Source organism: Streptomyces piniterrae (genome assembly GCF_005048155.1).
GTDB lineage: Bacteria > Actinomycetota > Actinomycetes > Streptomycetales > Streptomycetaceae > Streptomyces > Streptomyces piniterrae.
Genome location: NZ_SUMB01000003.1, coordinates 441139 through 463670 on the forward strand (window position 1 = coordinate 441139; position 22532 = coordinate 463670).

The 22532-nt window shown below is 72.3% G+C and carries 14 protein-coding genes and 1 pseudogene; 5 read left to right on the top strand and 10 right to left on the bottom strand.

From position 1 onward, the window contains the following. Positions 1-231 precede the first annotated feature (231 nt). A complete protein-coding gene (locus FCH28_RS10725; RefSeq protein ID WP_187363804.1) occupies positions 232-981 on the top strand; it encodes an MBL fold metallo-hydrolase in 750 nt (249 codons plus the stop codon). Positions 982-1110: 129 nt separating this feature from the next. After that, entirely contained in the window at positions 1111-1944 is an 834-nt protein-coding gene (locus FCH28_RS10730) for a DUF3097 domain-containing protein (protein WP_136739585.1), read from the top strand. A 46-nt stretch (positions 1945-1990) separates the two neighbouring features. On the opposite strand, the gene hemW is transcribed toward FCH28_RS10730, so the two are convergent. The 4 genes from hemW to lepA form a co-directional block, all read right to left on the bottom strand. Beyond that, positions 1991-3223 (bottom strand): radical SAM family heme chaperone HemW, encoded by a 1233-nt coding sequence (hemW, locus tag FCH28_RS10735; RefSeq protein WP_136739586.1) that lies wholly within the window; start codon positions 3221-3223, stop codon positions 1991-1993. Between the two features lie 53 nt (positions 3224-3276). Continuing rightward, positions 3277-5322: an ATP-binding SpoIIE family protein phosphatase gene (locus FCH28_RS10740; RefSeq protein ID WP_136739587.1), complete on the bottom strand. Its 2046-nt coding sequence runs from the start codon at positions 5320-5322 to the stop codon at positions 3277-3279. A gap of 332 nt (positions 5323-5654) precedes the next feature. Further along, the gene (locus FCH28_RS10745; RefSeq protein WP_136739588.1) at positions 5655-7544 is read right to left on the bottom strand and encodes an AMP-dependent synthetase/ligase; all 1890 of its coding nucleotides are present in this window, start codon (positions 7542-7544) and stop codon (positions 5655-5657) included. A gap of 408 nt (positions 7545-7952) precedes the next feature. Further along, positions 7953-9827: a translation elongation factor 4 gene (gene lepA, locus FCH28_RS10750; protein WP_136739589.1), complete on the bottom strand. Its 1875-nt coding sequence runs from the start codon at positions 9825-9827 to the stop codon at positions 7953-7955. Positions 9828-10134: 307 nt separating this feature from the next. Here lepA and rpsT point away from each other — a divergent pair, with 307 nt between their 5' ends. After that, a complete protein-coding gene (gene rpsT / locus FCH28_RS10755) occupies positions 10135-10401 on the top strand; it encodes a 30S ribosomal protein S20 (RefSeq protein ID WP_136739590.1) in 267 nt (88 codons plus the stop codon). A 382-nt stretch (positions 10402-10783) separates the two neighbouring features. Next, entirely contained in the window at positions 10784-11674 is an 891-nt protein-coding gene (locus tag FCH28_RS10760; protein WP_246102646.1) for a hypothetical protein, read from the top strand. 280 nt (positions 11675-11954) lie between these two features. On the opposite strand, the gene holA is transcribed toward FCH28_RS10760, so the two are convergent. Continuing rightward, on the bottom strand, positions 11955-12944 hold the full coding sequence (gene holA / locus FCH28_RS10765) for a DNA polymerase III subunit delta (protein WP_136739591.1): 990 nt from the start codon (positions 12942-12944) through the stop codon (positions 11955-11957). A gap of 166 nt (positions 12945-13110) precedes the next feature. Between holA and FCH28_RS10770 the strand changes: the two genes are divergently transcribed. Beyond that, entirely contained in the window at positions 13111-13377 is a 267-nt protein-coding gene (locus FCH28_RS10770; RefSeq protein ID WP_246102648.1) for a hypothetical protein, read from the top strand. Positions 13378-13609: 232 nt separating this feature from the next. Here FCH28_RS10770 and FCH28_RS10775 read toward each other — a convergent pair. The 5 genes and pseudogenes from FCH28_RS10775 to FCH28_RS10795 form a co-directional block, all read right to left on the bottom strand. Continuing rightward, positions 13610-16276: pseudogene (locus FCH28_RS10775) on the bottom strand (ComEC/Rec2 family competence protein); the annotation flags it as partial. Further along, positions 16273-16998, bottom strand: coding sequence for a ComEA family DNA-binding protein (locus tag FCH28_RS10780; protein ID WP_342781601.1), 726 nt, complete (start codon positions 16996-16998; stop codon positions 16273-16275). The gene FCH28_RS10780 and the pseudogene FCH28_RS10775, both read right to left, overlap by 4 nt. Positions 16999-17629: 631 nt before the next feature. Then, positions 17630-18475, bottom strand: a complete 846-nt coding sequence (locus tag FCH28_RS10785) for a DegV family protein (RefSeq protein WP_136739592.1) — start codon at positions 18473-18475, stop codon at positions 17630-17632. A 176-nt stretch (positions 18476-18651) separates the two neighbouring features. Next, a complete protein-coding gene (locus FCH28_RS10790; RefSeq protein WP_136739593.1) occupies positions 18652-19452 on the bottom strand; it encodes a hypothetical protein in 801 nt (266 codons plus the stop codon). 175 nt (positions 19453-19627) lie between these two features. Beyond that, a complete protein-coding gene (locus tag FCH28_RS10795) occupies positions 19628-22519 on the bottom strand; it encodes a leucine--tRNA ligase (RefSeq protein WP_136739594.1) in 2892 nt (963 codons plus the stop codon). Between the last annotated feature and the right edge of the window lie 13 nt (positions 22520-22532).

Sequence of the window (22532 nt, forward strand, 5' to 3'; positions counted from 1 at the left end):
CCTGCGCACCTCCAGTCCGGCCGTTCCGCCACTTCCGACTCGCTTGGCACTCACACGGGCCGAGTGCCAGGCCCTGAGCCAGTGTACGGCCGAGTAGCACGGCCACGGCAAGAGCGGCCGTATCCCGTACCTGCCCAGGGACCGGCCGGCTACCTGCCCCCGGGCCGTGAACAGCCGTTCCACGGGGGCAATCGTCGGGCAACGCTATCGCGGGAGAGCTAGCGTCTCGGTATGCACACTGCTGGGGAAAACGCCGGTTGGGAAGAGGCCGGCTGGGAACGGCTCGGTGACGGTGTCGCGCGGCGCCGGATGCCGGGCTGGGACGAGACGATCGGGGTCATCGCCGGAGAGACCGGAGTGATGATCGTCGACACCGGTGCGAGCATCCGGGACGGCGCGGATCTGCGGCGCGCGATCCGCGGGGTGCTGGGCCGGGAAGTGACGCATGTCGCTCTCACCCATCCGCATTTCGATCATGTGCTGGGCACCGCCGCGTTCGCGGGGGTGAAGGTGTTCGGCGCGGCCGGCCTGGCCGAGCTGCTGGAGCGCGACCGCGAGGAGCTGCGGCGGAGCGCGGTGCGGCACGGTGTCGAGCCGGATGCCGCCGCGGAGGCGGCCGATCTGGTGGTCCGCCCGCATCACCACGTCCATGGCGAGCTGACCGTCGATCTCGGTGGCCGTCCGGTGCTGCTCGCCAACGTGGGTCCCGGGCATACGGCCCATGACCTGGCCGTTCTGGTGCCGGGCCGGGGCGGCGACCCGGAGATCGTCTTCTGCGGCGACCTGGTCGAGGAGTCCGGCGAACCCCAGGCGGGCGGCGACGCGCTGCCGCACCAGTGGCCGGCGGCCCTGGACCGGCTGCTGGCCCTCGGTGGTGCGGACGCGGTGTACGTACCGGGGCACGGCGCCGTGGTGAATGCCCGGTTCGTCCGTGAGCAACGCGACGCGCTGGCCGCCCGCTTCGGCGTGTCCCGCGCCTGATCGGCCCAGTCGTCCTACCGTCCTTCGCGTCCCCGCACCCGGTCCCCGACCGGCTGCACACGCCCGGGGGAACACAGCTCCCGGGCCCCCAGCCGAAGTCGCCAGCCCCGAGAAACAGGTCCCGCCGCCATGCACAGCAAGCGTTACAGCCCCGATCTCACCCCGCCCTGGAAGAAGCAGCGGCCGGCGCCCGAGGTGGCGGCCGAGCCGGATCTCGTGGTCGAGGAGGTCACCACGGGCTTCTGCGGGGCCGTGATCCGCTGCGAGAAGACCGCCCAGGGGCCGACCGTGACGCTGGAGGACCGCTTCGGCAAACACCGGGTCTTCCCCATGGCACCGCGCGGCTTCCTCCTGGAGGGCAAGGTCGTCACCCTCGTACGGCCGCCGGCTCCGCAGCAGCAGGGGCCGCGGCGCACCGCCTCCGGCTCGCTGGCCGTCCCCGGTGCGCGGGCCCGGGTCGCGCGGGCCGGCCGTATCTACGTGGAGGGCCGGCACGACGCGGAGCTGGTGGAGCGGGTCTGGGGCGACGACCTGCGGATCGAGGGCGTCGTCGTGGAGTACCTGGAGGGCATCGACGACCTTCCGGCGATCGTCCGTTCCTTCTCGCCCGGCCCGGACGCCCGGCTCGGCGTCCTGGTCGACCACCTGGTGCCCGGTTCGAAGGAGTCCCGTATCGCGGCGTCGGTCACGGACGCGAATGTGCTGGTCGTCGGCCATCCGTACATCGATGTCTGGGAGGCCGTGAAGCCGGCGTCCGTCGGCATCCCGGCCTGGCCGTCCGTGCCGCGCGGCCAGGACTGGAAGACGGGTGTGTGCCGCGCGCTGCGCTGGCCGGAGAACACGGGCGCGGCCTGGCAGCGGATCCTGTCCGGGGTGCGGTCGTACCGGGATCTGGAGCCGGCGCTGTTGGGGAGGGTGGAGGAACTGATCGATTTCGTCACGGCGCCGGAGATCGGCGGCTAGCCGCCGGGCCGGTGCCGGCGGGCGGGCCGCCGGGCGCGGTCGGTGGTCAGTCCACCAGGTCGCGCACCACCGCGTCCGCGAGCAGCCGTCCGCGCAGTGTCAGTACGGCCCGGCCGTTCTCGTACGGGCCGGGCTCCAGCAGCCCGTCCGCCAGGGCGCGGGCCGCGGCGCGGGCACCCGCCGGGGCGAGGAGGGCCAGCGGGCAGCCGTCCGCCAGGCGGAGTTCCAGGAGGATGCGTTCGACGCGGCGGTCCTCGTCGGGGAGGATCTCGCGGCCGGCGCCCGGGGAGCGGCCCTCGGTCAGGGCCTGGGCGTAGGCGCCGGGGTGCTTGACGTTCCACCAGCGCACGCCGCCGATGTGGCTGTGTGCGCCGGGGCCCGCGCCCCACCAGTCGGCGCCGGTCCAGTAGAGCTCGTTGTGGCGGCAGCGGGCGGCCTGGGTGGTGGCCCAGTTGGAGACCTCGTACCAGGTGAAGCCGGCCGCGGCGAGGCGTTCGTCGGCGATGAGATAGCGGTCGGCGTGTACGTCGTCGTCGGTCATGGGGACCTCGCCGCGGCGGATGCGGCGGGCCAGCTGGGTGCCCTCCTCGACGATCAGGGCGTAGGCGGAGACGTGGTCGGGGCCGGCGCCGATCGCCGCGTCCAGGGACGCGCGCCAGTCGTCGTCGCTCTCGCCCGGTGTGCCGTAGATCAGGTCGAGGTTGACGTGGTCGAAACCGGCCGCGCGGGCTTCCGCGACGCACGCCTCGGGGCGGCCCGGGGTGTGCGTGCGGTCGAGGATCTTGAGGACGTGCCGGCGGGCGCTCTGCATGCCGAAGGAGACCCGGTTGAAGCCGCCCGCGCGCAGCTCGGCGAGGTAGCGCGGGTCGACGGATTCCGGGTTGGCCTCGGTGGTGATCTCGGCGTGCGGTGCCAGGCCGAACTCGTCGCGGAGGGCGGCCAGCATCCGGCCGAGGTCGGCGGCGGGCAGGAGGGTGGGCGTGCCGCCGCCCACGAAGACCGTCTCGATGGGGCGCGGGTCGTCGCCGAGCACCTTGCGGGCGAGCCGGATCTCCGCCACGACGGTGTCGGCGTAGTTGTCCCGGGAGGCGAGCGCACCGCCGGAGCCGCGCAGCTCGCCGGCGGTGTAGGTGTTGAAATCGCAGTAGCCGCAGCGGGTGGCGCAGTACGGCACGTGCAGATAGAAGCCGAGGGGCCGTTCGGCGGCACCCGTCAGCGCATGGCCGGGCAGCGCCCCGTCGTCGGGCATCGGCTCACCATCAGGCAGTGCGGAAGGCATGGGGTCCATTGTCCGTCATGCGGCGCCGGACCGGATCCCTCGCCGGACGGGCCTTACGGCGCTTCCGCCGCCGTCTGGAGGACCAGCAGGGCCAGGTCGTCGTCCGGCGGGTTCGGGGCGAAGGCGTGGACGGCGTTGCGGATGTGGTCGGCGATGGCGGTGGCGCCGAGTCCGGCAGCCTGGGCGAGGGCCTTGGCCAGGCCGTCCTCGTCGTCGAACTGGTGCCGTCCCGAGCGGCGCTCGGTCACCCCGTCCGTGACGCACAGCAGCGTCTCGCCGGGGCAGAGGTCGAAGGACTCGCTGACGTACGAGGCGTCCTCGACGACGCCCAGCAGCATCTGCGGCGCCGCGACGACCCGGACGGCGCCGTCGACGCCGAGCACCAGCGGCAGCGGATGGCCGGCGCTGGCGAGGGTGCAGCGGGCGCCGCCGGAGCCGCCGTACGGGACGATCTCGCCGTAGAGGAGGGACAGGAAGCGGGCCTGTTCGCCCTCGTCGCGGATCTCGACGGGCGCTTCCGCCCCGGCGCCGGCCGCCGCGACGGCCGCCGCGACGGCCGCGACGGAGTCCGCCGCCTCCCGGGCCATCGTCTTGTTGAGCCGGTCGAGCACCTCCGAGACGCCGAAGCCGTCGCGGGCCAGCAGCCGCAGCACGGGCCGGGCCAGGCCGGTCACCGCGGCCGCCTCGGGGCCGCTGCCGCAGACGTCGCCGAGGGCGAAGCACCAGCGGCCGTCGCCGGCGTCGAACAGGTCCCAGAAGTCGCCGCCCGCCCAGGCTCCCTCGCGCGGTTCGTAGACGACCGCCGACTCCACGCCGGGCACCAGGGCGCGGCCCCGGGGCAGCAGCCTGCGCTGGAGGACCTGGCTGATGCGCTCCTGGCGGCTGTAGGCGCGGGCGGTGGCCACGGCGCGGGCGACCCGGCGGCAGAGGTCCTCGATGAGGCCGAGGACCTCGTCGGGGAAGCGCAGCAGGCCGGCCCGGCCGAGCAGCAGTGTGCCGAGCCGGCGGCCGCCGGCCACCAGGGGGCAGGCCAGGGCGGCGCCGCCGGACTCGTATCCGCCCGGTTCGTGCGGCCAGGGCCAGGGGGCGGCCGTGGGGGTGCTGCACGCGCCGGCCGGCGCGCCGTCCGGGCGTGCCGGCGGCTGCTTCTCCAGGGCGGTGCGCAGCGAATCGATCCGGCTCTCGTTGGAGTGCCAAACGCGGGCGAGCCGCTGGGCGTCGCCGTCCGCGGCTATCCCGCGTCCGGGCGCGCCGCCGTCGCCGTCGTACAGCCACACCGCGCACCAGTCGGCGAGCCGCGGCACCGTCAGCTGGGCGGCGAGGGAGGCGACCTGGTCGGCGTCGAGCTGGCCGGAGAGCAGGTCGGAGGCTTCGGCGAGGAAGGAGAGGGCGCCCTGGTGGAGCCAGTCGGTGTCGGCGTCGTGGCGGGTGGCGCGGCGCGGTGCCGGGGCGAGGAGTTCGGCGGCCCGCAGTCCGTGCCGCAGCATCTGGCTGTCGAAGTCGGCTTCCAGCTCGGGCCGTACGCCGCCCTCCGGGGCGCCCGCGGACAGCCGGAACCACACCGTCTTCATGGCGCGGCGGTAGGTGATGCCCCAGGATTCGGCGACCGCGCCGACCAGCTGCAGGCCGTGCCCGCCGCTTTCCGAGACCGAGCCGCCGTCGGAGGTCTCGTGGCTGCGCACCGGGCGTGCGGAGTGGTGGTCGGAGACCTCGATGACGACGCCGGGCCGTGAGCTGTCGTCGGGGTCGGTCGCGCCCGGTGGCAGGCCGGGGTCCTTGTCGCTGTCCGGGTACGCCCCAAGGCCCGGCTGGTGCACCGGCTCCTCCAGCCGGCAGCACAGTTCGACGGCGGTGCCGGCGTGCACCACGGCGTTGGTGACCAACTCGCTGACCAGCAGCACCGCTTCGTCCACGAGGCGGTCGGTGAGGCCTTCGGCGCCGGGCAGCCCCTGGGCGGTCCAGTCGGCGAACGCGGCCCGGACGAACTGCCGGGCGGAGGCGGCGGCCCGCGGGTCCCCGGGCAGGCCGGCCCGCAGGGAGCGGCCGCCGGCCGCCGTTCTCGCGACGTCGTCCCGTTGAACCGAAGTTGTCGTCCTCATTGACCAACTCCCGAGCAGCTCCGCTACAGCGCCGGATGCGCCACGGACAGAGTGACAGACAGAGGGCGGCCATAAGCGACGAGTCACCGAAGTGGGTAGCCGCGGCGGAGGATTAGGCCGACGCGCCATGGCAGTTGGCCGACGCGCGGGGCGGCATGGTCGGTACCTCACCCGCACACAGGGGCACCGTGCAGAACATCTGCACGCACCGGAACACGCCTACGGGGCGGCGCGAGAGCGGCTCCCTCCGCTCCGCGCCGCCCCGTACGACGGACCCGCGAGCCGCGGACCGGGAGGTTCTGCGTTCCTTCCGGTCCGGCCCGCGCCGTGCGTCACGCCTCCCGCGACCCCGCGTACATCTCGTCCAGCAGGTCCTTGAACGCCCGCTCCACGACCGGTCGCTTGACCTTGAGGCTGGGCGTCACCTCGCCGTGCTCGATGTCCAGGTCACGCGGCAGCAGCCGGAACTTGCGGATCTGCTGCCAGCGCTGCAGACCCTCGTTGACCCGCTCGACATAGCCGTCGACCAGCGCACGGACCTGGTCGGTGGCGACGACCTCGGCGTAGGTCCTGCCCTCCAGGCCGTGCTCCTTCGCCCAGCCCATGATCGTCGGCTCGTCGAGGGCGATCAGCGCGGTGCAGAAGTTCCGGTTGGCGCCGTGCACCAGCACATTGGAGACGAACGGGCAGACCGCCTTGAACTGGCCCTCCACCTCGGCCGGCGCGATGTACTTGCCGCCCGAGGTCTTGATCAGGTCCTTCTTGCGGTCGGTGATCCGCAGGAAGCCGTCCGCGGACAGTTCGCCGATGTCACCGGTGTGGAACCAGCCGTCCGGCTCCAGGACCTCGGAGGTCTTCTCCGGCAGGCCGTGGTAGCCCTCCATGATGCCGGGGCCGCGCAGCAGGATCTCGCCGTCCTCGGCGATCCGCACCTCGGTGCCGGGCAGCGGCTTGCCGACCGTTCCGGTGCGGTACGACTCGCCGGGGTTGACGAAGCTGGCGGCGCTGGACTCCGTCAGGCCGTAGCCCTCCAGGATGTGGATGCCGGCGCCGGCGAAGAAGTAGCCGATCTCCGGCGAAAGCGCGGCGGAGCCGGAGACCGCGGCGCGCAGCCGGCCGCCGAACGCCTCGCGCAGCTTGCCGTAGACGAGCGTGTCGGCGATCTTGTGCTTGGCGCCGAGCGCGAATGGCACCGAGGTGCTGCCGGTGCGCTTGAAGTTGTCCTGCGAGACCTTGGCGTACTCGCGGGCCACGCCGGCCGCCCACTGGAAGATTTTGTACTTGGCGCCGCCGCCCGCCCGTGCCTTGGCCGCGACACCGTTGTAGACCTTCTCGAAGATCCGCGGCACCGCCGCCATGTAGGTCGGCCGCACCACCGGCAGATTCTCGATGATCTTGTCGACCCGGCCGTCCACGGCGATCACATGCCCGACCGCGATCTGCCCCGCGGTGAGCACCTTGCCGAAGACATGCGCCAGCGGCAGCCACAGGTACTGCACGTCCTCCTCGGCGACCATCCCGGTCGCCTCGATCGCGCGGGCCATGTACGACCAGTTGTCGTGCGGCAGCCGTACGCCCTTGGGGCGGCCGGTGGTCCCGGAGGTGTAGATCACCGTCGCCAGCTGGTCGGCGCGCAGCGCGGCGACCCGCTCCTTCACACAGCCCGGGTTCTTCTCCAGATGGTCGGCGCCGAGCCGCTCCAGCTCGGCGAGCGAGAGGACCCAGCCCTCCGGGTCGCCCTCTGCGGGCTGCGCGTCGGCCTCCTCGATGACGACGACATGCGCCAGATCGGGCAGTTCGGCGCGCTTCTCACGGGCCTTGGCGAGCTGTCCGGCGTCCTCCGCGATCAGCACCCGGCTGCCGGAGTCGGCCAGGATGTAGGCCGTCTCCTCGGCGTTGGTGCTGGGGTAGACGGTGGTGGTGGCGGCGCCGGAGCACAGCACACCGAGGTCGGCGAGGATCCAGTCGACGCGGGTGTTGGCGGCCAGCGCCACCCGCTCCTCGGGCTGCACGCCCAGGGCGATCAGGCCGGCAGCGGCGGCGTAGACCCGCTCCGCGGCCTGGGCCCAGGAGAGCGCCTTCCAGTCGTCCGGGCCGCTGCCCGAGGCGGATGGGACGGGATACCGGTAGGCCTCGATATCGGGAGTGGCCGCGACCCGCTCCAGGAAGAGGTTCGCCACCGAGGGCGGCCGGCTTTCGATCAGCGTGTGGGTGTCCGTCACGGCATCCTCCGGGGCCCGCTTCGTTGCTGGTGACTCGCGAGTAACCTTTGAGCAGTGATCAGAGTAGAGCGCGTTTCGCCGCCGCGTAAGGGGCTGCGGCCGACTCGTTCACGATGTGACCAGTGCGATAGGTGTATGTGACACACGCGCCACCCCGCAGAGAGCTCGACCACACACAAACCCGCAGGCCACACCAGTAATACGGACGGTACAGCGCCGGCCACGCCACGCTCCGTATCCGCCGCGGCACCCACCCGGACAGCCGACAGGGCGCCGGCCCCATGGGGACCGACGCCCTGCTCTGCGCCGACGCGTACCGATTGGCGCGGGTCGCCGCTTCGGCTCGCTGTTGGGCGGCTTCCTCGCCTTACCGCCCGGTTACTTCTGCTGGTTCCGCTTCGGCTACTTCTACTTCTTCGCCTTGGCGTCGCCTTCGGAGTCCGAGGACAGCACCGCGATGAAGGCCTCCTGCGGGACCTCCACGTTGCCGACCATCTTCATCCGCTTCTTGCCTTCCTTCTGCTTCTCCAGCAGCTTCCGCTTACGGGAGATGTCACCGCCGTAGCACTTGGCGAGGACGTCCTTGCGGATGGCGCGGACCGTCTCACGGGCGATGACCCGGCTGCCGATGGCGGCCTGGATCGGCACCTCGAAGTTCTGCCGCGGGATCAGCTCACGAAGCTTGGCGACCAGCCGCACACCGTAGGCGTACGCCTTGTCCTTGTGGGTGATCGCGGAGAACGCGTCGACCTTGTCGCCGTGCAGCAGGATGTCGACCTTGACCAGGTCGGACGTCTGCTCACCGGTGGGCTCGTAGTCCAGCGACGCATAGCCGCGGGTCTTCGACTTCAACTGGTCGAAGAAGTCGAAGACGACCTCGGCGAGCGGCAGGGTGTAGCGGATCTCGACCCGGTCCTCGGAGAGGTAGTCCATGCCGAGCAGCGTGCCGCGGCGGTTCTGGCACAGCTCCATGATCGCGCCGATGAACTCGCTCGGCGCCAGGATCGTGGCCCGTACGACCGGCTCGTGCACCTTGTCGATCTTGCCGATCGGGAACTCGCTGGGGTTGGTGACGATGTGCTCGGCACCGTCCTCCATGTCCACCCGGTAGACCACGTTGGGCGCGGTGGCGATCAGATCGAGGCCGAACTCGCGCTCCAGGCGCTCGCGGATGACCTCGAGGTGCAGCAGACCGAGGAAGCCGACGCGGAAGCCGAAGCCGAGGGCGGCGGAGGTCTCCGGCTCGTAGACCAGCGCGGCGTCGTTGAGCTGGAGCTTGTCCAGCGCCTCGCGCAGCTCCGGGTAGTCCGAGCCGTCCAGCGGATACAGGCCCGAGAACACCATCGGCTTCGGGTCCTTGTAGCCGCCGAGCGCCTCCTGGGCACCCTTGCTGAGCTGGGTGATGGTGTCGCCGACCTTGGACTGGCGGACGTCCTTCACACCGGTGATCAGATAGCCGACCTCACCGACGGAAAGACCGTCGGCCGCCTTCATCTCCGGCGAGTTCGTCCCGATCTCCAGCAGCTCGTGAGCCGCGCCCGTGGACATCATCTTGATCCGCTCACGCTTGCTCAGCGTGCCGTCGACGACCTTCACGTACGTCACCACGCCGCGGTAGGCGTCGTAGACCGAGTCGAAGATCATCGCGCGGGCGGGGCTGTCCTTGACGCCGACCGGGGGCGGTACCTCGCGGACGACCTTGTCCAGCAGCTCGGGGACACCGACGCCGGTCTTGGCGGAGACCTTCAGGACGTCCTCGGGGTCGCAGCCGACGAGGTTCGCCAGCTCGGCGGCGAACTTCTCGGGCTGCGCGGCCGGCAGGTCGATCTTGTTGAGGACGGGGATGATCGTGAGGTCGTTCTCCATCGCCAGGTAGAGGTTGGCGAGGGTCTGCGCCTCGATGCCCTGAGCTGCGTCGACGAGCAGGATGCAGCCCTCGCACGCGGCGAGCGAGCGGGACACCTCGTAGGTGAAGTCGACGTGGCCCGGGGTGTCGATCATGTTGAGGATGTGGGTGGTGCCACTGGCCTCTTCGCCCTCGCTGGGGCTCCAGGGCAGCCGGACCGCCTGGGACTTGATCGTGATGCCGCGCTCGCGCTCGATGTCCATGCGGTCGAGGTACTGCGCGCGCATCTGCCGCTGGTCGACGACGCCGGTCAGCTGGAGCATCCGGTCGGCGAGCGTCGACTTGCCGTGGTCGATGTGCGCGATGATGCAGAAGTTACGGAGGAGAGCCGGGTCGGTACGGCTCGGCTCCGGCACGTTCGTAGGGGTCGCGGGCACGCAGGGTCCATTCAGTGAACGCGGGTAGGCGGGACTCGTATGTGATGTCTCCCCCTATGGTCCCATGCGCGGCGTCCGCGGTCCGGTTTGGGCGGCGCCGAGGGCGGCGCAGGCGGTGTTCCGGCGGCCGGCCCGGGGCGGGTCCGGCGGCAGGTCCGGCCCGGTTTGGGAGGCCGAAGACCCTGCTGGTAGCCTGGTCCACTGCGCTTCGTGCCCTCTCTCAGTACGGGTCTCCACACGGGTCCCTGTAGGGGGTCTCGGTACGGGGCGCAACTCGAAACTCCAACGAACCTGAAAAGGCTCTTTCGTGGCGAACATCAAGTCCCAGATGAAGCGGATCAAGACCAACGAGAAGGCTCGTCAGCGCAACAAGGCTGTCAAGTCCGCTCTGAAGACCTCGATCCGTCGCACCCGCGAGGCCATCGAGGCCGGCGACCTGCAGAAGGCCACCGCCGCCCAGGCCGTGGCGGCCCAGAAGCTCGACAAGGCCGTCAGCAAGGGTGTCATCCACAAGAACGCCGCCGCCAACAAGAAGTCGGCGCTGGCGAAGAAGGTCGCGTCCCTCAAGGGCTGAACCTTCGCCTGACCTGCAGGACCCGGACCTGAGCCGGACCATTCGATCTACGTTGCGATCCACCTGGTCCACCGTTCGGTCCATCCCTCGGCCCGTCTCCGGACGGTCCACCCCTGCGGTCGGGGACTCAGCGGCCCCTCTCTCCGCTCCCTGACCGATGCACCACCGCGCCGCACACGGCCTGCGTTCGCCACGCGGGTGCGGCGCACCCGGCCCGGCCGGCGGATCCCACGGACCCCGCCCCGGCGCCGCGAACACGTTGTACGAAGGCCCCGCCCGCCCCCATTCCCCGGGGGCGGGCGGGGTTTTTCGTTTTCCGTCGTGGTTGAGCTTCCATCCGGGTCCGCTAACCTTCGGGAATATCCGTCTCGGGGGAGCGAACATGTCCATATCGGGGGACCCGAACAATCCCTACGCGCAGCCACAGCCGCAGCCACAGTCCAATCCGTACGGACAGCTGCCCGCCCCTGCGCCCGCGCAGCAGAATCCGTACGCGCAGCAGCCCCCGTCACACGGAGGCGGCGGATACGGCTATCCGGCGGTGGGCACACCAAGCACCCCCCTGGCGGCGCCGGGCTCTCCCGGGGCAGCCCCGGGCCGGGGCGCGTCCGGCTGGCTGTGGGCGGTCGGTGGTGCGGTCGCCGCCTCCGCGGTGTGGGCCTCCGTGATGTTCGCCGCCGGGGCCTTCTCCTCCGAGCCCAGCCCCGACCTCGCGGGCTACTCGTACACCAGCGATCTCTGCGCGGCCACCTCGCTGACGGCCTTCAAGGACGCCCACTACAAGCCGAAGCAGTACACCGGCACGGCCTCGAAGGACCCCAATCCGAGGCACAGCGGCGCCCAGGAGAAGTCGATGGACACCATGTGGTGCGACATCTCGATGGAGCAGGAGAAAGCGAGCAGCTCCGACTACTCCTCGACCTTCGTCTACAGCACCGCCACGCTGCACAAAAAGACCGATCCGGAGCCGGAGTTCGCGGACGGCTACCGCGCGTACGAGAAGCAGGACGTCTCGGGCGGCTACACGGTCGAGCCGGTGGCGGGCCTCGGCGACGAGGCTTTTCTGGTGACGCGGAAGGAGAACGGCAGCAGCGGCAGCTCGTATGTGATCCTCGGCGTCCGCGACGGCTGGATGACGTACCAGTCGACCTGGTCGAGCTACACCTCGACCAGCGGCTCCACCAAGCAACCGAGCTCCACCGAGGTGGCGACCATGCTGAAGAGCAGCGCCACGGAGACCCTGAAGCAGCTCCGGACATCGGGGGCACGCTGAGGGTCGGGGCGAGATGACGGTCGGAGGCGCGCTCACGGTCGCGGGCACGATGACGGTTCGGATGGCGCGCTGGCGGAATGGGCGGAATACCGCCGGGCGGCCTTGCGTTGTGGACCCGCAGGGGGCCCTCGCATCCCCTAGGGGATCTGTTCGAACATCCCCTAGGGGTTATGTGTTCGCCAGAGGTTGCGCGCCAGCCGGGAGTTACGGGTGAGCTCGGCTCGGGGTTGCGGGTGAGCTCGGCATCGGCGTTACGGGTGGGCTCGGCTCGTCTGGCCGGTTAGCGGGAGCGGGAGCGTGCCGCGCGGGCGATCGCCACTACGGCCTTCTCCAGGGCGTATTCGGGGTCGTCCCCGCCGCCCTTGACGCCCGCGTCGGCCTCGGCAACCGCCAGCAGCGCCGTCGCGACACCGTCCGCCGTCCAGCCGCGCATCTGCTGCCGCACCCGGTCGATCTTCCACGGCGGCATGCCCAGATCGCGGGCGAGGTCGCCGGGGCGGGCGCCGCGCGGAGCGGAGGCCAGCTTGCCGATGGCGCGCACACCCTGGGCGAGCGCGCTGGTGATCAGGACGGGGGCGACGCCGGTGGACATCGCCCAGCGCAGCGCCTCCAGAGCCTCGGCGGCCCGGCCCTCCACGGCGCGGTCCGCGACCGTGAAGCTCGACGCCTCGGCGCGGCCCGTGTAGTAGCGCCCGACGACGGCCTCGTCGATCGTGCCCTCGACATCGGCGGTCAGCTGCGAACACGCCGAGGCCAGCTCCCGCAGATCACTGCCGATCGCATCGACCAGGGACTGGCATGCCTCCGGTGTCGCGGAGCGGCCGAGGGAGCGGAACTCGCCCCGGACGAAGGCCAGCCGGTCGGCCGGTTTCGTCATCTTGGGGCAGGCCACCTCGCGCGCACCGGCCTTGCGGGCGGCGTCCAGCAGGCCCTTGCCCTTGGCGGCTCCGGCGTGCAGCAGCACCAGGGTGATCTCCTCGGCGGGCGCGCCGAGATATCCCTTGACGTCCTTGATGGTGTCCGCGGAGAGGTCCTGGGCGCCGCGCACCACCACGACCTTGCGCTCGGCGAAGAGCGAGGGGCTGGTCAGCTCGGCGAGGGTACCGGGCTGCAACTGGTCGGAGGTGAGGTCGCGTACGTCGGTGTCCGCGTCGGCCGCGCGGGCGGCCGCCACCACCTGCTGCACGGCGCGATCCAGCAGCAGTTCTTCCTGGCCCACCGCGATCGTGACGGGGGCGAGCGGGTCGTCGTTAGCTGTCTTCCTGGCCATCGCGGTCCAGCATCCCACGGCCCACTGACAGTGCCGCCCGGGCTGTCTCTGGGGTGGCCCCCGGAGAGACCTCCGCGGCGGGGCCGGTGGGCACGCCGGGCTGCCGCTCGGACCCCCCGCTCGGACCGCCGCTCGGACCGTCGTCCCGGTGCCGGACAATGGTCCGGTGAGCGATGCACAACACGTACGACACCACCTGCGACACGTCCTGGTGCTGCCCGACCGCGACGCGGCGGAGGAGCTGGCCGAGACCCTGGTCGAGCGGTGCGGCCTCGCCGAGGAACCCCAGCTCGTACGCGACGCGCTGGCCGGTGAGGACGACGCGGAGGATGCCCAGTGGCTGGTGGTCGTCGAGGACCCGGACGCCGCCCACGACCCGGCGCACCTGGACGCGCTCGCGGCGGAGTACGAGGGGTGGCGGGAGGCGGAGTGAACGGCCGTCTCCCTGAGACGGCCCCCATGACGGCGGCGGCAGACGGACCTCTGGTCGTCCGCGGCCGGGCTGGTGGCCGCCGCGGTCGCGCGGACGTACGGGCACGTGCCCTGCGCCGACCGACAGGGCCTGTCGGACACCGTCCGCCGGCCCTGGGGTGACCGGCTTCGACGGGGTGGCCTGTGTTTCGACGGCGCGTGCGTCGGCGCCCTGTGGCCCGGTGGCCGCTGACCGTCGCGGAGAGCCGCTCCCGGGTACCGAGCACCGCGATGGCGCCATCGGTGTCCGTGCGCAGCACCCCGGCGCCCTGGGCGCGCAGCGCTCCGATGGTGCGGGAGGCCGGATGGCCATACGGGTTGTCGGCACCGGCTGAGACGAGCGCCAGGCGCGGTGCCAGCCTGCGCATCAGCCCGGGATCCTGATAGGCGGAGCCGTGGTGCGCCACCTTGAGGACGTCTACGGCGGCCAGCTCCGGGTGAGCGGCCAACAGGGCCTGCTGGGCGGGTGGTTCGAGGTCACCCAGCAGCAGGAGGGTGAGCCCACCGGTACGGACGAGCAGGGTGATGCTGGCGTCGTTGGGGCCGTAATCTGCGGGTGACGGGGGTGTGGGGGCCGACGCCCCGGGGGCCACAGGGGCCGGCGGCCAGAGGACTTCCCAGGCCAGCGGCCCGAGACGGCGCCGCTCACCCGATGCCGCGCGGATGACCGGCACCCGGGCGGCCGCGGCCGTATGGCGTACGAACTCGGCCTGGCCCGGCGGCTCCTGCAGGGTGGTGGTCTCGATCGCGCCGACCGTCCGGCCGCGTAGCGCCCCGGGGAGCCCGTCCACATGGTCGGCGTGGAAATGTGTCAGGACGAGCAGCGGGATACGGCGAACGCCCAGGTCGGTGAGGCAGCGGTCGATGGCGCGGGGCTCGGGGCCGGTGTCCACCACCAGTGCCGTACCGTCCCCGGCCGACAGGACCAGCCCGTCCCCCTGCCCCACGTCGCAGACCACTGCCCGCCATCCGGGCGGCGGCCACCCGGTGAGAACTCGAGTGAAGGGGGCCGGGCTCCAGATCGCCAGAACCAGGGCCAGTGCGCAGACCACGCACAGCCACGGGCGGCGGGACAACCTGCGGCCCACCAGCACCAGGGCGAGGGTGGCGGCGGCCAGCAGCAGCCCGCCCGTCCAGCCGCCCGGCCAGTCGAACTCCGCACCCGGCAGCGCGGCCCCCGTACGGGCGATGCCGGCGATCCACTCGGCGGGCCAGCCCGCGCACCAGGCCAGCGCCTGGGCGGCCGGCGGGGCGACCGGGGCCGCGGCGAGGGCCGCGAAGCCGAGGACGGTCGCGGGCGCGACGGCCAGTTCGGCCAGCAGGTTGCAGGGCACCGCGACCAGCCCGACGCGGGCGGCGATCACCGCCCCGACGGGTGCGCAGATCGCCTGCGCGGCGGCCGCGGCGGCGATCACCTCGGCGAGGCGGGGCGGCATCCCGCGGCGCTGCAGGGCGGCGCTCCACCGTGGGGCGAGCAGGAGCAGCGCGCCCGTGGCCAGGACGGAGAGCAGAAAGCCGTAACTGCGGGCCAGCCAGGGGTCGTAGAGGATCAGGAGCAGGACCGCGGCGGCGAGCGCGGGAAGCAGCGAGCGGCGGCGTCCGGAACCGATCGCCAGCAGCGTGATCAGCCCGCAGGCGGCGGCCCGCAGCACGCTCGGGTCCGGGCGGCACACCACCACGAAGACGAGGGCGAGCGCGCCGCCGATGAGGGCGGTGCTGCGCAGCGACAGGCCCAGGCGCGGTGCCAGCCCGCGGCGTTCGGCACGTACCGCGAGATGGGGCGGGCCGATCAGCAGGGCGAGCACGATCGTCAGATTGCTGCCGGATACGGCGAGCAGATGCGTCAGGTCGGTGGCGCGGAAGGCGTCGTCGAGGTCCGGCGGCACCCGTGAGGTGTCCCCCACGACTAGGCCGGGCAGCAGCGCTCGGGCATCGGGACGCAGGGTGTCGGTGGCCTCCCTGAGCCCGGCGCGCAGGCTTCCGGCCAGCTGCTGAAGGGCGGATGGTGGGCCGATCTTCAGCGGCGGCGCCTCGGCGGTGGTCCGGAGGACCGCGGCTACCTGGTCGCCGGTCGACATCGGCGGTGCGGAGCGGGCCACCATACGGATCCGGGTCGACGGCAGCAGTCCGCGCCATGCAGCGGACAGCCCGCCGCGGTCCTGATCGCGGAGGTGCGGACCCGGTGGTGTGGCTGCCGAATCTGCCCCGGTGCCCCGCCCTGCCCCCGCTGCGCGGTCGCCGCGGTGCTGCTGGACGACGACCAGGACCGGCGTACGGGCGGCCGTGACCGCGCCGTCCGGTGCGGTCACGCGTACGGTGTCGGCGGTGAACACCAGCGCCGGGGGCGTCCGTTGGGATCCGCGCACCCTGGGCCGGGTCAGCCGTGGATCGCCGGTCACCTCCAGGTCGACCGTCATCCGGGCATACCGCTGTGACCATACGGGCAGCGGGCCTCGCCGCAGATCCGCCGCATGCAGCGCCGCGGACGCGGCCCCCGCCGCGGCACAGAGCAGCACCGCCGCGAGGGCGGCCAGCGCACCGGCCGACCAGACGCCGGGTGCCGCGGGCCGCCGCGGCGCAGGCGCCCGCCCGGCGACGCCCGCGGCCTCGGGCGCCGCTGCACGCTCCGCCCTGCGCCGCGCCACAGCCCACACGAGAGCCGCCAGCACGACGGCCACGGCACAGACCGCCGCCACCCCGCCGCCAGGGACTCCCAGAGCGATCGCCGCGGCCGCCCAGGCCGCCAGCGCGGGGGCGACCAGCCGTAGATCGGCGGGGCCCTCCTGGCGCGGGTCCGAGGCTCCGTACGGTGACGCCGCCGAGGCATGCACCGTGGCTCGGGCGGTGGTCATGGCGGTCATGGCTGCACCAGAGGACGCAGATCGGCGAACCGGCGATCACCGATTCCGGTCACCTGACGGAGCTGGTCCACCGAGGCGAACCCGCCGTGCTGAGTGCGGAATTCGATGATGTGCCGGGCGAGTACGGGCCCGACTCCGGGCAGGGTGTCCAGTTGCTGCTCGGTCGCCGTACTGAGGCTGACCGGCCCGCTCGGCGCGCCTCCTGCGCCTGACGGACCGTTGGCCGATTCCCCGGCCACGGTCGCACCCGCCCCCGTACCGCCACCGGTCTCCGGGGCTCCCTCCGCTCCGACAACGATCTGCTCACCGTCGGCCAGCATCCGTGCCCGGTTCAGCCCACGGAGGTTCGCACCGCGCAGCACGCCGCCCGCGGCCCGTAGTGCGTCGGTCACCCGGGACCCCGGAGGCAGCCGGTGAATTCCGGGGTTGCGGACCTTGCCGGTGACATCGACGACCAGCTGTCGCACCGCGCCGCCCGGCGGACCGTTCGCCACGGAGGCCGGCGACGACAACGACGCCGGCGACGAAGGCGACCTGCTGTCGGGGCCGGGCGCCGCCACGCCGCGTTCGGCCGCGGGGGCACGCACCTGTTCGGGGCGTGCGACCCAGAAGTGGTGGACGGCGAAGCCCGCGGCCACCAGCAGCACCACGACCAGCGCGGCCAGTGCCTTCGGGTCGGTGCCGCACCGTAACTGCACCCACACCGGAAGCCGTTCGCGCACTGCCAGGCGGGCCCGCTCCCAGCGCCGCGCACCCGGCGGGCCGTGTTGCCGATGCGGTGGGTCGGGTGCTTCAGGCGGATCGAAGGGGCGGGAAGGGGCGGCGGGGGTGACCGCTCCGGCGCCGGAGCTGTTGTTCCCATCGGCGCAGAGCGCGGCGGCCCGTGCCCGCGCCGCCGCCGCGGTGTCCCGCCGCCGTTCGGCACGCCGCGCCCCGAGCCGGAGCCGACGCGCCCGCTCCAGCTGACGATGGCGAACCCGCGCGTCGGAGCCGGCGGCCCGGCCTGGCCCCGTACTCGCGGCTCCCGCCCGAATCGAGGAGCCAGAGAGTGCGCCCGGAGGGAAAGAGGTGGCAGGAGCGGGGGACGCCGGTGGGCGCGGCGAGGGTGCCGGAGCCGCTGAAGAAGCCGGCGTCGACGACGGTGCGGAAGCGGCTGAGTCCGCCGGGTCCAAGGAAGCCGGGTCCGAGGAAACCGGGTCCAAGGAAACCGACGGGGCCACAGAACCTGATCGAGAAGTCATGCGATCGACGGTAGGCACCGCACGCCGATCTCGCCGAGCGGCCTCAATTTCCGTGGATGGCCGGCCAGTTGTGGATAACTCCGTCACCCACAGGGCACTCGGAAGCGCCCTCTCACCGCGGCGACACCACGGCCCCCAGCAGCCCCGGCCCGGTGTGTGCGCCGATGACCGCGCCCACCTCGCTCACATGCAGCTCGTTCAGTCCCGGCACCCGGTCTCGCAGCCGCTGGGCCAGCGCGTCCGCCCGCTCGGCCGCCGCGAGATGGTGCACCGCGATGTCGACCTGGCCCTCGCCGGCCCGCTCCGCGGCGATCTCCTCCAGCCGTGCGATGGCCTTGGACGCCGTACGGACCTTCTCCCGCAGTTCGATCCGCCCGTCGGCCAGTTGAAGGATCGGTTTGACGGCGAGCGCCGAGCCGAGCAGTGCCTGTGCCGCGCCTATCCGGCCGCCGCGGCGCAGATAGTCGAGGGTGTCGACGTAGAAGTAGGCGGAGGTGCCGGCGGCACGCTTCTCGGCGGCCGCCACCGCCTCGTCGAGGTCCCCGCCGGCCTCCGTCGTCTCCGCCGCCGCGAGGGCGCAGAAGCCGAGGGCCATCGCGACCATCCCGGTGTCCACGACGCGTACCGGAACCGGTGCGTCCTTGGCCGCGAGCACCGCGGCGTCATAGGTGCCGGAGAACTCCGAGGTGAGGTGGAGGGAGATGATGCTGGTCGCGCCGTCCGCCGCGACCGTGCGATAGGTCTCCGCGAAGGTCTCGGGGCTGGGCCGGGAGGTCGTCACCGGCCGGTGCTTCTGCAGCGCCTGGGCGAGGGATCTCGCGGAGATCTCGGTGCCCTCTTCAAGGGCCTGGTCCCCCAGGACGACGGTCAGCGGTACAACCGTGATGCGGTGGCGCTCGATCGCCGCCCGCGGCAGGTAGGCCGTGGAATCGGTGACGATCGCGACATGGCGGGACATGACAGGGAGGTTATCCGGCCGTCCCTACGCCCGACAGTGCGGGCCCCACCCCACGATCCTCCAGGTTTGACCAAGGCTCTGCCAAGTGCCCGGCGGGGGTGTCGTGGAGAGCCTCTCCCCGGGGGCCCCGCCCCCGCCCCACCCCTCCCCCGCTCCCGTCACGTCCCGTCGCGTCCTCAGGGTGGCGTGCCCTCCGTCCTCGGGGCCTTCTGCCACGGGTAGGACGGCTGGGTGCGCGGGTCCTTGGCGGTGATCGCCGGCGTCTGGTCGCCGGCCGGCTGCTCGCCCGCGGGCCCGCGGGAGGCCCGGCCGCCGGCGGCATCGGCGCCGGTCCCCGGCCGCGTGCCACCACCGGGAGCCGCCGCGGCCGCGTCCGCCGGCCACTCCCCGGCTGTTTCCCGCGCGGATGATCCCGACGGCTCCGCCACCGGCTCCCGCGTCCAGTGCCGCAGCGCCCCGGCCTCCACGTCGATCTGGTCGCTCAGCGCCGCCAGATCGTCGTCGGCGAACTTCCGCGCCCGGTCGCGCGCCGCCCAGCGCAGCGACTCGGCGGAGTGGGTGATCCGCTCCGTGCGCTCCCGGAGGTCCGGCAGCCGGGCGGCGATGGTGGCCCTGTCGGGCTCCCGTTCCAGCCGCCTGAGCTCGTCGTCCAGCTCATGGCCGTGGGCGCTGAGCCGCTCGAACAGGCTCAGGGACTCGCTGAGCGAGGCGTCCTCCTGGGAGCCGGTGCGCAGCACCTCCTGGGTGGCCCGCATGGACGTACGCAGCGAGAGCCGCAGCTGGGCCAGCTCGCCGGTCACGCCGGGCTGGGTGTACTGCCGGGCCCGGAGGCTGGTGTCCTCGACGGTTCTGCGGGCCTGGGCGACCGTACGGTCCACGCCGCGCTTGGCCGCCTGTGCGGCCTTGACCGTGACGAACACCCCCGCCGCGACGAACAGCACGAAGAGCAGCCCGAGGATGGCGACTACGGCTTCCATGGGCGTCCCCCAGAGGTGTCGGCAGGGCCGGTTCGGCACCGGTGCCCTGTTCCTCCACGGTAAACGGCTCGGGCAGGTCAGGGGTTCCCTTGGAACCCCCAACCTGCCCGTAGGGGAAAGCCCCTATACCTCGTGTGTACGGCTGCCGACGCGCCGTCGCGGCGCGGCCCGGCCGCTATGCCGGGACGATGTTGACCAGCTTCGGCGCCCGGACGATCACCTTCCGGATGCCCGCGCCGCCCAGCGCGGCGACCACGGCGGGCTCGGCCAGCGCGGCCGCCTCCAGGTCCGCGTCGGAGATCGACGGGGCGACCTCCAGGCGCGCCTTGACCTTGCCCTTGATCTGCACGACGCAGGTCACGGTCTCGTCGACGACGTACGCGGGATCGGCCACCGGGAAGTCCGCGTGCACCACGGTCTCGGTGTGGCCCAGCCTGCGCCACAGCTCCTCGGCGATATGCGGCGCCAGCGGGGCGACCAGCAGCACCAGCCGCTCCGCGACGGTGCGCGAGACCGGGCCGCCCACCTTGGTCAGGTGGTTGTTCAGCTCGGTCACCTTGGCGATGGCGGTGTTGAAGCGCAGGTTCGCCATGTCCTGGGTGACGCCGTCGATCGCCTTGTGCAGCGCGCGCAGCGTGGCCTCGTCCGGCTCGGCGTCGACGACGGTGACCTCGCCGGTCGCCTCGTCCACGACGTTGCGCCACAGGCGCTGCAGCAGGCGGTACTGGCCGACGACCGCGCGGGTGTCCCACGGGCGGGACACGTCCAGCGGGCCCATGGCCATCTCGTACAGCCGCAGCGTGTCCGCGCCGAACTCGGCGCAGATCTCGTCCGGAGTGACGGCGTTCTTCAGGGACTTGCCCATCTTGCCCAGGACGCGGCTGACCTTGTCGCCCTGGTAGTAGTAGGCGCCGTCGCGCTCCTCGACCTCGGCGGCGGGGACGGCGATACCGCGGCTGTCCCGGTACACGAAGGCCTGGATCATGCCCTGGTTGTACAGCTTGTGGAACGGTTCACGGGACGAGACGTGCCCCAGGTCGTACAGCACCTTGGACCAGAAACGGGCGTACAGCAGGTGCAGTACGGCATGTTCCGCGCCGCCCACATACAGGTCGACACCGCCGTGCGGCTGGCCCTCGCGCGGCCCCATCCAGTACTGCTCGATGCCCGGCTCGACCAGCGCGTCGGCGTTGTTCGGGTCCAGGTAGCGCATCTCGTACCAGCACGAACCCGCCCAGTTCGGCATGGTGTTGGTCTCGCGGCGGTAGCGCTTGACGCCCGCGCCGTCGCCCAGGTCCAGCTCGACGTCGACCCAGTCCTCGTTGCGGGACAGCGGGGTCTCGGGCTGGGTGTCGGCGTCGTCCGGGTCGAAGGTGCGCGGCGAGTAGTCGTCGACCTCGGGCAGTTCCAGCGGCAGCATCGACTCGGGCAGCGCGTGCGCCACGCCGTCCTCGTCGTAGACGATCGGGAACGGCTCGCCCCAGTAGCGCTGCCGGCTGAACAGCCAGTCGCGCAGCCGGAAGTTGACGGTGCCCTCGCCGATGCCCTTGGCGGCCAGCCAGTCGGTGATCTTCGCCTTGGCCTCGGCCACGCCCAGGCCGTCCAGCGAGATCTCCGAGTCGGACGAGTTGATGATCTTCGCGTCGTAGGAGGAGAACGCGTCGTCCCAGGCCGAGGGGTCGGTGCCACGGCCGTCGGACGGCTCCACGACGCAGCGCATCGGCAGCTCGAAGGCGCGGGCGAAGGCGAAGTCGCGGGTGTCGTGCGCCGGGACCGCCATGATCGCGCCGGTGCCGTAGCCCATCAGGACGTAGTCCGCGATGAAGACCGGGACCCGCTCGCCGCTGACCGGGTTGGTGGCGTACACGCCGGTGAAGACGCCGGTCTTGTCCTTGGCCTCGGCCTGCCGCTCGATGTCCGACTTGGCGGCGGCCTGCTTGCGGTACGCGGCGACCGCGTCGGCCGGGGTGGCGTGCCCGCCGGTCCACACCTCGTGGGTGCCCTCGGGCCAGGCGTCCGGCACCAGGGAGCCGGTGCCGTTCTCGGAGGCCGCGATCAGCGGGTGTTCCGGGGCCAGCACCATGTACGTCGCGCCGAACAGGGTGTCCTGGCGGGTGGTGAACACGGTGATCTTGTCGTCGCCCACCGGGAAGTCGACCCGCGCGCCCTCGGAGCGGCCGATCCAGTTGCGCTGCTGCAGCTTGATGGCCTCCGGCCAGTCCAGCGCGTCCAGGTCGTTCAGCAGCCGGTCGGCGTAGGCGGTGATCCGCATGTTCCACTGGCGCAGCTTGGCCTTGAAGACCGGGAAGTTGCCGCGCTCGGACCGGCCGTCGGCGGTGACCTCCTCATTGGCCAGCACGGTGCCCAGCCCGGGGCACCAGTTCACGGGCGCGTCCGAGGCGTAGGCCAGGCGGTACTCGCCCAGGACGTTGGCGCGCTCCAGGGAGGTCAGCTCGTTCCAGGCCCGGCCGTCGGGGGTCTGCCGGGTGCCGGCCTCGAACTGCGCGACCAGGGTGTCGATCGGGCGTGCCGCGTCGGCGTCCGGGTCGTACCAGGAGTTGAAGATCTGCAGGAAGATCCACTGGGTCCACTTGTAGTAGGCCGGGTCGATCGTCTCGATCGAGCGGCGCTGGTCGTGGCCCAGGCCCAGGCGGCGCAGCTGCGCCTTCATGGTGACGATGTTGGCCTCGGTGGAGACCCGGGGGTGCGTGCCGGTCTGGACGGCGTACTGCTCGGCGGGCAGGCCGAAGGCGTCGAAGCCCAGGGTGTGCAGGACGTTGTGGCCCGTCATCCGGTGGAAGCGGGCGTAGACGTCGGTGGCGATGTAGCCCAGCGGGTGGCCGACGTGCAGGCCCGCGCCCGACGGGTACGGGAACATGTCCATGATGAACTTCTTGGGGCGGGCGATCAGCTCCGCGTCACCGCCCAGGTCACCGCTCGGGTTGGGCGCCTCGTAGGTCCCCTCCGAGTCCCAGAAGTCCTGCCAGCGTGCCTCGATGTCGGCGGCCAGCGCGGCCGTATAGCGGTGCGGCGCTGCCATTTCGGCAGCGTTGGTCGTCTCGCTCATCGTCCTCAAAGCT